We start from the raw sequence: 12238 nt of genomic DNA, 5'->3' as shown, positions 1-12238 counted from the left end.
AAGAGATATGTACTTCATTCAGAGGAGGAATTAAATAATGAGAAATAAAGAGATGCTGTTAATCCCTGGACCCACGCCAGTAGTGGATTCTATTTATGATGCAATGGCGAGTGAGACATGGTCGCATACGGATCCGCGCTTTGTCAAAATCTATAAACATACTATTGATCAGACGAGGGAAATCTTTAATACAGACGGCGAGGTATTTGTAGTCGCTGGTTCAGGCACGATTGGAATGGAAATGGCGATTGTCAATACGATTGCGGAAGGGGAAAAACTTCTCGTCGTTAGCCAAGGATATTTCGGTGACCGCTTCATTAAATTGGGACAAGCATTCGGTATTCAAGTAGACGTATTGCAATCTGAATGGGGTCAACAAGTTTCTCCTGAAGAAATTGACAAGAAATTGTCTGAAGGTGGGTATAAAGCAGTTACTGTGACACATGCAGATACTTCGACTGGAGTAAGGATTGATTTGGAAGCAGTTGTGCCGGTTATTAAGAAGCATGGCGCTCTTGTTATCGTAGACGGCGTTTGTGCAACTACTGCGATGGATGAGGATATGAGTAAAGAATACGGTGGAGTAGGGAACACGATTGATATTGTCTTAACTGGGTCGCAGAAAGCCATTGGTGTTCCACCAGGTATTGCGCTTGTCGCGTTTAATCAGAAAGCTTTGGAAGCTCGTGCCGCTATGGAGCGTGTGCAAGCTTACTATTGTGATATTTATAATTGGATTCCAATCATGCACGATCCTTCAAAATATTTCGCGACGCCTGCTGTAAACTTAGTGTATGCGCTTGAAGAAGGACTACGTATCGTATTAGAAGAAGGGCTAGACGCACGTATTCAACGCCATCAGGCATTCGGTCGTGCTGTTCGACAGAGTCTAGCAGTCTATGGTATGAAGGCGATTGCGTCAGAAGAAGTAGCGGCACCAACATTGAGCTGTATTTTGTATCCTGAAGGTATTGATGACGGAAAGTTCCGGTCGGCTATGGCGGAGAAGGGCACGGTTCTATCGGGCTCACTCGCTCATTTGGCTGGAAAGGCGTTCCGTATCGGACATATGGGGAATACGACAGCGGATATGTTGGAGAAAGCAGTCATGCAAATTGGTGAAACATTGAACGAGATGGGTCATAAAGTAGATATTTCTAAGGCACAAAATGTTTTTGCTAAAGAGGTTAATCAGCTGATTGGCTAATGAATTGATCCGTTATGGGGAGCTTGCTTCTTATAACGGTTTTTTTGCTTGAGAAGTGGGGTGAGGAGTTGGGTAATGAACCATAACTTGGCTCATATTAGCGCAGAATCGCCAGTCGTCCAACAATAGTAACATATAAAAAGCCTCCCAGAATATATCTAGGAGGTGGATGACATTATTGCTTGCTGTAATATTGATATAGACCTGTGTAGATCGCATCAGCATAAATATTCAAATACTGTTCACTTGTCAACTTCGCAAAGTCCTGAGAATTTGTAATGAAGCCTAACTCCACAAGCACAGCAGCTACGTTATTATTTTTGATTACATAGAAACCTTTATTCTTTACACCACGATCAGACATATTCGCCTTTTGCACAATATTACGCTGGATGAATGAAGCCAAATCGCGACTTTCTGTTGCATTTACGTTGGAAGAAGAATCATAGAAAACTTCTGCTCCTTTTGCAGCAAAACCTGCTGCGTTCACATGAATGGAAACGAATGTTTCTGCAAAATTCTTCTTGGCGAAATCCGTACGTGCTTGGAGTGAATAATACGTATCATTGGAACGCGTCATTAACACTTTAGCACCAGCATTTTTTAACTTCGCTTCGACTTTCTTTGAAACGTTCAGTGTGATCGTTTTTTCGGATTGGCCATTTTTACCTGCGCCCGGATCATGTCCACCGTGGCCAGCATCGATAACGATGATACGATCTTTCAATGGATTACCTGTTTGATTCAACAATTTCAAATATGTTTTGTGCACATAACCGGTTGTGCTACCAGTGCGAATCTTTGCCCAGTATCCCGAAACGGACAAGACTTCTACTTTCTGACCTGATTGAAGCTTACTGACAGTAGGTGCACTGGAATTGCCTGCAGAACGCATATTTAAATTATTTACAGTCACTTTACCCATTGTTTTCGCAACAGGTGTTGGTTTCGGTGTAGTAACAGGCGGTGTTGTTGCTACTGGTGTATTCGGTTTCGCTTCATTTAGATTAGTTGTCGTAAAGTATTCATGGATATAACCTTCTACACCATTGATAGTTACTTTCAACCAAATGCCTTGATTGCCTGTTACTTCTACTACTGTACCGTTAGGCAACACATGGATAATAGCAGAAGACTCAGAAGGTGCGCTACGCACGTTCAATGGATCTGTATCATCGCCAGTGGCTACGCGCACATACTTCACGCTTGATTGTTGGTCTGGAGTTTTAACAGTCAATGCGAACTGCTTGTCCATCGCACGTGCAACGAATAATGCAAATTGTTTACGTGTTAATAAATTATTCGGTAAGAATTTCTTATTGTCGCCTTGTGTAATACCTGCATAATACAAACCATTGATACGGTCAGCGTATTTGTGATTTTTCACATCATCCATACCTAGAGGTTTTTGGCTCGTTACTTTTTCGGATAAGTTAAACGCCACTGACATCGCGTATGCCATTTCATCCCGTTTAATTTCTTCGTTCGGTTTGAAGTTGTTTGCGTCAGTATTGGGGAAGTATCCTTTTTGAAGAGCAATGTTAGCAAACTTGTATTGTTCACTAGTCGGCTTCAGTCCGTTAATTTCCATGTTTTTTAATTGTGTATTTTGTGTACCAGTTGCCATGACGAGCATCTTCGCAACATGTGAACGTCGTAAGTTATCTTGAGGATTGAATTTAGGTGTTTGATTAATAACATTTTTTTCCGCTATGTAATGGACTTCTTTGAAATATTCACTGTTGGCGGGGACGTCGGAAAACTTGAAGCTTGCAAATGACTGGAGAGGTGAGAGAGCTAAGATAGTTAGCAGCAACAGACCGACTGTTGCCCATTTAATTTGTTTCATGAGATCCTCCTTAATATATAATGTATTACTAGACTCATAGGTTCATTTTACCAGTTATGAAAACTAATTACTAGATATTTTCGTCATGGTTCGTAAATTAGCAATATTATTACTATGATTCTTCATTACTATTTAAGGGATTGTGGTACATAAGGGGGAATAGAGTTGAAATCAAAGAAAACCGAATGTTCGAGTTTGAACATTCGGTAGGATCATCAATTATTGATACGATCGATGAATTTATTTAGTTGTCCAACTGATACTTTATCTGACAATCCAAATGTACCGTCTAGGTAACCAGTTGTAATTTCGTGATAGAATAAAATGTTAATATATTCTGTTGCCCAGTGCCCAGAAGGAACATCAGAGAAATTCGCAATAGCAGAACCTCTTAATTCAAATGCTCCCACTAAAACTTTTGCCATTTGAGCGCGAGTTAATTCTTTATTTGGATTGAAGTTACCTGCATCACCCGAGAAAATATTCGCTTCAGCGACTGCGGATATTGCCTTGTAGTGAGGATTTGATTCATCTACGTCTTTAAATGTAAGATTAACTGTTGTCATATCAAGATCTAACTTTTCTGCAAGTACCTGTGCTATTTCACCGCGAGTTGCATAAACAATTTCTTTAACAGGAGCAGAAGCAGCCACTTTATCTTCTTTACCTACATTATCAGTGAAGTTCGCTACGCGACGTGCACCGATATAACGACTCTTCCAGTAGTATGGATCATCCAATGAGGATACCATGACGCCTTGGCTCACAGAAGCATGGATAAAATTATTATTACCTATATAGATGCCATCGTGTGATACGCCGCGACCTGATGTATTAAAGAATACTAAATCTCCAACTTCTAGTTCGCTTTTAGTAACAGGAGTGCCGATTGCCATTTGCTGACCAGTCGTTCTCGGAATAGAAATGCCTTCTTCTTTGAATACGTATTGCGTGAATCCTGAACAATCAAAAGCTGTTGGGGTTGTCCCACCTAAACGATAAGGTGTTCCCATATATTTTTTTGCTGTGCTTACTAATGATGTTGGTGAGTTCGCAGAAGCAAGTTCTGGTACAAATGAAAAGAATAGTAGACTTGCCATGATTAGAGTTAATAGACGTTTCATGCTGTGCTCAAATTCCCCTTTCACGCAATCACTGTTGCGCTTTGTATTCTAGGAATATGTTAGCACGAATAAACATAGGAATTATTACATTTATATTACAAGAAAATTACACGCTGACATATGAATGAAATGTTCATATGAATAACTCACGACATTTCCCCTAGTCAGAATAAATAAGATAGTCAGTTTATGGACGTTATGACGTTATATACGCGTAGTATGTGGTATAATCATTCAACATATCAAAGTGCTTAGTAGATTATGACAGTAAGTAATAAAGGATGAGTTATGCGTGCCTAAAGTAGTAGTATTTAGTAATATGTATCCTTCCACGGAGCATCCAACCTATGGAATTTTTGTGAGAAACCAAGTGGAACAATTAAAAAATGATGGCGTAGATGTGAAAGTTATCGCCATACATGATCCCGGTAAAGGAAAAATCGGGAAGATAACCAACTATCTTTCATGGGGAATACAATCCCTTCTATATGTTTTACAGCATAAAAAGAAAATTAGTATCACACATGCGCATTACGCGTTTCCTACTGGAATAGTATCGTTGCTTGCAAAGAAATTATGGAAGATCCCGTACGTTGTGACGGTGCATGGTGGGGATTTAGATAAAATGGCAAAAAAAAGTGAACGTATCGCAAAATTTACGAAACGCATTTTACAAGAATCTTCAGGGGTGATTACCGTTGGAGAGAAGTTGCGAAATGATGTCATTACGGATTATGGAATAGCCCCTAGCAAAGTAGAAATTATGAGTATGGGGGTGGATACGAGTGTCTTCAAGCCAATGGCTCAAGAGGAAGTTCGGCTTTTACTGGACGTGCCGTTGAATGAACGTGTAGTGCTTTTTGTAGGAAACGTTATTGAAGCAAAAGGTGTCATGGAATTGATCAATGCATTTACACAATTACAAGAGACCTATGACGATCTTCTTCTATATATAGTAGGTTCGCAAAAGGACCAGCGTTTTACAGCGGAAGCGATAGAAAAAGTCGGCAACAATTCAGGCATTCGCTTTAAAGAGCCTGTCAGCCAGACTGAACTCGCGAAATGGATGTCAGCAACCGATATTCTCGTGTTACCTTCTTATCATGAAGGTTTTGGCTTGGTGGCGCTCGAAGCACTTGCCTCGGGAGCCAAAGTCGTAGCAACGAATGTGGGAGGCCTTCCTTATTTGTTAAAAGACGATGTCGGAACGTTAGTCGAGCCACGTAACGCGCAAGCCTTGGCTACTGGACTCGAAGAAGCACTTGCGAATGAAGTGACAAGAGAGCAACATGAAGTCACACAACAAGTGATTCAGCAACATTCTTCAACAGTAATCGTCCAAAGGTTGAACGATATCTATGAACAGAATGGGAAGGATCTTCCAAATGAGTAAATTATTCAAAATCATTGGCACTGTCGCTATCATTAATATAGTCGCCAGACTGTTTGGTTTCGGGCGGGAAGTCGTGATTGGCATACAATATGGTACTTCGACAGTAGCGGATGCCATCGCGACTGCGTATACGATTCCGAACTTTATTTATCTAGTGCTCGGTGGAGCGTTGACGACTGCCTTTATATCGATCTACCATTCGTCGAATATGGATAGACCATTATTTGTACGCAAAGCATTCACGACAGTCGTCATGACCGCTACACTCGTCACACTAGGAATTATCGTCTTGACGAATCCAATTCTGAATCTATTCTTTAAAGAGTTAAGTGATGAAGACTACACATTGGTAAGAAATCTCTTCCTTTGGATGATGCCTTCTTCTATTGTATTGGTCATGTCAACATGGATGAGTGGATTATTAAATATCAATGACCGCTTTCAGTTATCAAGTCTCGCCATCTTATTGTATAACGCAGCATTTGTTGCGGTGGGCTTTGCGCTAACAAAATGGCTTGGTCCCGAATCCTATGGCGTAGGCGCGATGGTCAGTGCGATCCTGATGGGGCTCTTCCTGTATTGGGGTATTAAACGTGCAGATCTTTCCTCGCTGAAACCTTCATTCGGCATGCCGACGGATATTAAAAGAATGTGGTGGCTCGCCCTGCCCATTTTATTCGGTGGCGCATCATTGCAGTTCTACTTCATTATTCACCGTATTGCAGCGGGTGGATTAGGGGAAGGTGCGATTTCTTCTATTAACTACGCATCGAAACTAACAGGCTTCCCACAAGCGATTCTTATGACGGCTGTGACGACGGTTATCTATCCGATGCTCGCGAAGAAAGAAGGCGAGGGGGATACAAATACGGTCAAGGCGCTTTACAAGAAAGGCATGCTCTACATGGTCGCGTTACTATTGCCAGCGACGGTGTTCTGCTACTTCCTAGCCGAGCCGCTCATCCGATTAGTATTCGGTTATGGGAATTTCGATGAGAAGTCCGTTATGCTGACGGTGCCGGTGTTTAAAGTATTCGCTTTGTCGATGTTTTTCTTAGCGGCCAATACGTATGTCACTCGTTTTTATTATGCAAAAGGCAATTCGATCACACCTATTATCTTTAGTTTGATCAGCGTGTTTGGAATTAATATTGGTATTATTTTTGCGTTTGTTGATCAGATGGGTGCGCAGGCCATTGCATATGGTACTGTCATCAGTGCTGCAGTGAACTTCCTTCTACTTGCGGGGTATGCTCGGTTTAAATGGAAGTTGTAATAATATGAAAAAAAGCTTTCACTCAGTTGAGTGGAAGCTTTTTGTGTTGGCAGAACCACAGCCGAAATACTGACCGCTTACTAGCTCAAATCCAAGACTCATTGCATAAAGAAGTTATCTTCACCAATTTTGTCATATAAACCACTACGTTTGAACAAGCTCACTTTCTCAGGGGGTACTCTTTTAAAGATGAGTCGCTTGTTTTGGCGATCTGCTTCGTCGAGCATAGCGGAAAGGGCTGCTTCACCAGTTGCATCGATGGCTGTCAGATTTTTCATGTCCAAAATAATCGTCTTCTGTTCAAGATTCAATAATTCAGGGTATCGATCCTCGAAATGTTTGGCTGTACCGAAGAACAGAGGACCAGAGAGTTTAAATTTGATCAGCTCAGATTCATTTCCCGTAGATAACTTGAATTTTTCAACCTCGGATAGTTTACTCTTTTTAATATCCAATGAGCCGCTCATCTTGCGTAAGAATGACAGGGCGGCAAGCAAGATTCCGACTTCGACTGCGATTGTTAGATTCACGAATATGGTCAAAAGAAAAGTTGTCAGTAACACAAGTGAATCTCCTGAGCGTAACGAAGCAATTTGAGCGAAGGCTTTTCGTGAGCTCATATTCCACGCGACGAACATTAGAATGGGTGCCATTGCAGCCAACGGTATATAAGAAGCATAAGGTGCAAATAGTAATAAGAAAGCTAAGACAAATAAACTTTGCACAACACCGGAGATTGGACTGACCGCGCCAGAACCGATATTTGTGGCGGTACGTGCGATGGCACCTGTAGCTGGGATTCCACCGAATAATGGTGTAATGATATTGGCGATACCTTGACCGAATAATTCTTTCTTGGAATCATGCTTGGGTACCTTACTTTTCATTCCATCTGCAACGACTGCGGAAAGCAACGATTCGATTGCACCGAGTGCAGCAATGATTAAAGCGGGTTGCCATAGATTCACTAGCTTAGCGAACGTGATTTCAGGAAAATGAAAACTGGGCAGATGTTGCGGAATGCCCCCGTATGCTGTCCCAATCGTTTCTACTTTACCTGGGAAGAACAACATCGAGCAGATAGTAGGAACCAACAGCGCAATAAGGAGCAACGGAATTTTGGGAGCGAGTTTCGGTAATAGGAAGATGACAACGAGACCGATTGCGGCAGTCAGGATACTAAAGGTATTGACGGTATGAAATTGACGAGCGATTTCCACCATGCTTTCATGGAAGAACTCTTTTTTCTCTACTCCCGTCAATCCAAAGAAGTTTTGGAATTGTCCAGTAAAAATAATCACTGCTATACCGGCAGTGAATCCGATTGTCACCGATCGCGGGACGAAATGAATGAGATTACTGACACCGAGAAAGCTCATAATGACCAGAAGAATACCAGCGAGAAATCCGGCGATCAGAAGATCTTCGTAACCGTATTGCAGTACAATAGCTAGTAATATGGGAATGAATGCGCCAGTAGGGCCAGCGATCTGGTAACGTGAACCGCCTAGCAACGCGACTAAAAGTCCAGCAATAATCGTAGTATAAAGCCCGTATTCCGGTTTCACACCGGAAGCAATTGCAAAAGCCATCCCAAGTGGAATGGCTACAATTCCAACAGTAATCCCTGCAATCAAATCCTGCCGGAAGCCCGCTGCATTATAATGTAGATAACGTGGATCTTTGAACATGTTTGTTCACTTCTTCCATTTTTAGAGTATATATACAACACTAATTATACCGTATGCATAAGGTCTATACAAGGAGTGTATAAAGAAGGGGATGTATAAATATTCCGTCATTGAAGAAGATAGTATCAAACCGTATAATTGAATCCAATATACTTTAATGTTAAAGTATATACTAGTAACAACAATAAAGGAGAGATATAGGATGAGCAGATTACAAGACAAAGTAGCATTCATTACAGGTGGAGCATCCGGTATGGGTGAAATGATGGTAAAGCAATTCACGGCAGAAGGTGCGAAAGTAATTGCGGCTGATATCAATACAGCAGCACTTGAAGAGAAGTGGGGCGGTCAGGACGATATTCTAACTATCAAATTGAATGTGACTGAAGATGCAGAATGGAAAGATGCTATGAAAAAGGCTGTCGATCATTTCGGTAAAATTGATATTCTTGTGAATAATGCCGGGATCTCAACTGAAAAAACTGTAGATCAAATCACGATTGAAGATTGGCGCAGACTTTCAGATATTAATAGCTTCGGTACATTCCTAGGTATGAAACATGCCTCAACATATATGAAAGAAGCGAAAAAAGGTGCAATCGTCAATATTTCTTCTTATACTGCGTTGGTTGGTATGGGCTTGAATCCATATTCTGCATCTAAAGGTGCGGTACGTGCAATTTCTAAAGCAGCGGCGGCGGAATATGGACAGGTAGGAATCCGTGTAAACACGGTGTTCCCGGGAGTTATAGAAACGCCGATGGTTGCAAATCTTGAAGAGTCTAAGGCTCAACTTGATATGTTGATTAAAATGACTCCACTACAACGTTTAGGTCAACCGGAAGATGTAGGGAATGCGGTACTCTTCTTGGCATCGGATGAAGCGTCTTATATTACAGGCGCAGAGCTTGTGATTGATGGTGGTTACTCTGCACGTTGAGTAAAACAATAAATAAAACGGGTTGTCCTACAAGTCATTATGACTTACAAGACAACCCGTTATTTATTTTACGTCTACAAAGCGTTTAAAGCCCATGAAATGTGCGTTCCAATAGGAAGAATCTAGTGAGGCGACTTCAATAGCTTTCGTCCCCGCATGAATGAACTTATTGTCTCCGAGATAAATACCGATATGTGAGATGCCGGGGCGATATGTATTTTGGAAGAATAACAAATCTCCTACTACCGGATCTTTTATGAATAGAGAACGGTTATAGAAACCGATTGTATCTAATCGTGGAACTTTAACGCCAGCTTCGTTGAATGCATAAAAAATGAATCCGCTACAATCAAATCCTGCCGGTGTTACACCTGCCCATACATATGGAGTTCCTAGCAAAGGTTGCGTAATATCTACTAGTTTTTTACCTAGCGCCTGGCTAGTAATAGAAGTATTTGGCTGTGTCACTGGCTTGCTAGATGATACTGTACCCAATGAATTAGTAGAAGAAACAGTTTTTGAAGAGGTTGCTTTATTTTCTACTATTAGTTTCTGTTTAACTTTGATATCATTAGAAGTAAGAGAATTCAGACGTTTTAGTTCGGTTACCGTAATCTTGTACTGATTGGAAATCTTGTAAAGAGTATCTCCTGCTTGCACAACATGCGTTTTCGATGCGGCGGCAACACTGCCAATTGAGATGCTTGTTGCAAGCAAAAAAGAGGCGATCGCGGCTAGGGCAATTTTCTTCATTTCGACGTATCTCCTTTTAGTATACTAGATTTGGTACTTTGTACTGCAGAGTATTAATTTGTTATTAAACCTATAAACCTATCATACAATACACTATTGGATATTAAACGTATCTTTGGAACTATCTTTGCCAATAGTTTAATAGTTAGTTAGATTTAATGCGTGTGTAAATACCCTGAAATTTATTTTTGCGACCTCGAAACAGTTCTGAAGTCTTGTTACTTGTTCATGACGATTATATATTTTATAAGAAATTGCTGCGGTTTATTTTATCGCATCGTGTAAATTGTGGAAAAAAGCCCGTGAACAATCCGAATAATACGACGGATTCTTCAGGGCTTTTCTGCTGTTTAAGAACGTCCAATAGGCCAGTCAAATGGAATGGATCCAGGAGGAGAGTGCTTAATGATATCGATCATCGGTATCGTATATGCGAATAAAATTAATGCGATTGTAATACCAACCCATACATACCAGTTCTCCAATATTTTCGGTGATTTCTCAGCATCTACTTCTTCTTCAGCGATTGGATATTCTTCGTAACCGCGTGGAGCGAAGAATGCCAATTGAATGAAGATGTAGAACATCAGTAGAATACCAACGAATAAAATGGTTCCGCCGACAGCCTGCCACATTTGATAGCTGATCCATGTAGAAACTTGATCTCCACCTGCGTACTCAGAGAATGCTGAACGACGTGGTCCACCGATTAGCCCTTGAATATGCATGGAAGTTGACATGATGGTCATACCGATTGCCCAAATGAACGTCTGAATGATACCTAATTTATTTAATGAAGGAGTCAATCGACGACCGGTCAAGTGAGGGATCAACCAATACGCAATACCGAAAAACGTCAAAATAACGGTTGTTGCAACTGTTAAATGGAAGTGACCTGTTATCCAAATCGTGTTGTGAACAAGAGAGTTTACTTGGTGAGAAGCGTTAATGATACCGCCTGCTCCACCAGGGATAAATGCCACCATACCAACGAACGGTGCCAAGAACCGAACATCTTTCCAAGGAAGTTTTTTGAACCAACCGAATAGAGATGTATAACCTTTTCTTCTGCCTGTGATTTCAAATGTAGCGAATAATGAAAATGCAGTCATCAAAGAAGGGATGACTACCATGAACGTTAAGACTACTTGGATGAACTTCCAAGTTGGATCAATACCTGGCTCAGTCAATTGGTGATGGAATCCGACTGGAATCGAGAACATCAACAATAAAATGAACGCCAGTCTTGCTAACGGATCACTAAATAGCTTTCCACCGATGATTTTCGGTATAATTGCATACCAGGCCATGTAGGCAGGTAACAACCAGAAGTATACAAGCGGGTGACCGAAGTACCAGAATAATGTACGTGTCAACAAGACATTAACTGTTGCGACGTAGCCGAGTGACCAAGGCAAGATCAATACGATGACTGAATACGCTACACCAAGTGTTGCGACGAACCACATAATCATATTGATGACTACCATGAATGCTAGTAAAGGAGACTTTTCACCTTTATGGGCTTTCTTCCATACATATAGTTGACGGAAGTTAGTGAAAGCGGCAATCCAGCTCCCTACAACGACGAATGTTAGACCGATGTAGAAAATAGGATGTGCGCGAAGCGGAGTATAGAATGTATACAATACAGAAGCTTCACCTGTTAAGATCATCCATGCAGATAACACTGTACCAACCAACATGACCCAGAATGAAATCCAGCCCCACATTAATTGTTTATCTGAAATGCCAACTGTTTTTCCCATAAGAGAGAATTGGAAACCGACGATGAAGAACGTAGTTAAAACTAAACCGAGTATGACACCGTGCGTTGTGAGAATCGTATAGTAATCAATGTTGAAAGGTAATGTGTATTTACCAGAACGAACTAATGTCTGAAGCAGTCCCATCAATCCACCGATTAAAAGAGAGATAAATGTGACGTGCATAAAAGCCATATACAATCTGGATTCTTTTTTTGAGAAATTAAATAATTCCATGG

The 12238-nt window shown here is 41.0% G+C and carries 9 protein-coding genes; 4 read left to right on the top strand and 5 right to left on the bottom strand.

Annotated elements, in window-relative coordinates; all coding sequences use genetic code 11:
* The first annotated feature begins 37 nt into the window (after positions 1-37).
* Complete coding sequence (locus CSV60_RS12230) at positions 38-1207, top strand: pyridoxal-phosphate-dependent aminotransferase family protein (RefSeq protein ID WP_099637189.1); 1170 nt, start codon at positions 38-40, stop codon at positions 1205-1207.
* Between the two features lie 175 nt (positions 1208-1382).
* On the opposite strand, the gene CSV60_RS12225 is transcribed toward CSV60_RS12230, so the two are convergent.
* Positions 1383-3056 carry an N-acetylmuramoyl-L-alanine amidase gene (locus tag CSV60_RS12225; protein ID WP_099637188.1) on the bottom strand — a complete coding sequence of 558 codons (1674 nt, stop codon included), beginning with the start codon at positions 3054-3056 and terminating at the stop codon, positions 1383-1385.
* 215 nt (positions 3057-3271) lie between these two features.
* Complete coding sequence (locus CSV60_RS12220) at positions 3272-4180, bottom strand: C40 family peptidase (RefSeq protein ID WP_099637187.1); 909 nt, start codon at positions 4178-4180, stop codon at positions 3272-3274.
* A gap of 292 nt (positions 4181-4472) precedes the next feature.
* Here CSV60_RS12220 and CSV60_RS12215 point away from each other — a divergent pair, with 292 nt between their 5' ends.
* A complete protein-coding gene (locus tag CSV60_RS12215) occupies positions 4473-5573 on the top strand; it encodes a glycosyltransferase (RefSeq protein WP_099637186.1) in 1101 nt (366 codons plus the stop codon).
* Complete coding sequence (gene murJ / locus CSV60_RS12210) at positions 5566-6849, top strand: murein biosynthesis integral membrane protein MurJ (RefSeq protein WP_099637185.1); 1284 nt, start codon at positions 5566-5568, stop codon at positions 6847-6849. Before CSV60_RS12215 ends, murJ begins: the two co-directional genes overlap by 8 nt.
* Before the next feature lie 98 nt (positions 6850-6947).
* On the opposite strand, the gene CSV60_RS12205 is transcribed toward murJ, so the two are convergent.
* Positions 6948-8540 (bottom strand): SulP family inorganic anion transporter, encoded by a 1593-nt coding sequence (locus tag CSV60_RS12205; protein ID WP_099637184.1) that lies wholly within the window; start codon positions 8538-8540, stop codon positions 6948-6950.
* A 202-nt stretch (positions 8541-8742) separates the two neighbouring features.
* On the opposite strand from CSV60_RS12205, the gene CSV60_RS12200 reads away from it, so the two are divergent.
* Complete coding sequence (locus CSV60_RS12200) at positions 8743-9480, top strand: SDR family NAD(P)-dependent oxidoreductase (RefSeq protein ID WP_099631151.1); 738 nt, start codon at positions 8743-8745, stop codon at positions 9478-9480.
* Between the two features lie 63 nt (positions 9481-9543).
* On the opposite strand, the gene CSV60_RS12195 is transcribed toward CSV60_RS12200, so the two are convergent.
* Together CSV60_RS12195 and CSV60_RS12190 are read right to left on the bottom strand one after the other, a co-directional pair.
* Positions 9544-10233 (bottom strand): C40 family peptidase, encoded by a 690-nt coding sequence (locus CSV60_RS12195; protein WP_099637183.1) that lies wholly within the window; start codon positions 10231-10233, stop codon positions 9544-9546.
* 350 nt (positions 10234-10583) lie between these two features.
* Positions 10584-12236 carry a b(o/a)3-type cytochrome-c oxidase subunit 1 gene (locus CSV60_RS12190; RefSeq protein WP_099637182.1) on the bottom strand — a complete coding sequence of 551 codons (1653 nt, stop codon included), beginning with the start codon at positions 12234-12236 and terminating at the stop codon, positions 10584-10586.
* Positions 12237-12238 lie beyond the last annotated feature (2 nt).

The sequence above is a fragment of the Sporosarcina sp. P7 genome (assembly GCF_002743425.1).
In the GTDB taxonomy this organism is placed as follows: Bacteria; Bacillota; Bacilli; order Bacillales_A; family Planococcaceae; genus Sporosarcina.
This window is presented reverse-complemented; position numbering and strand designations above follow the sequence as displayed.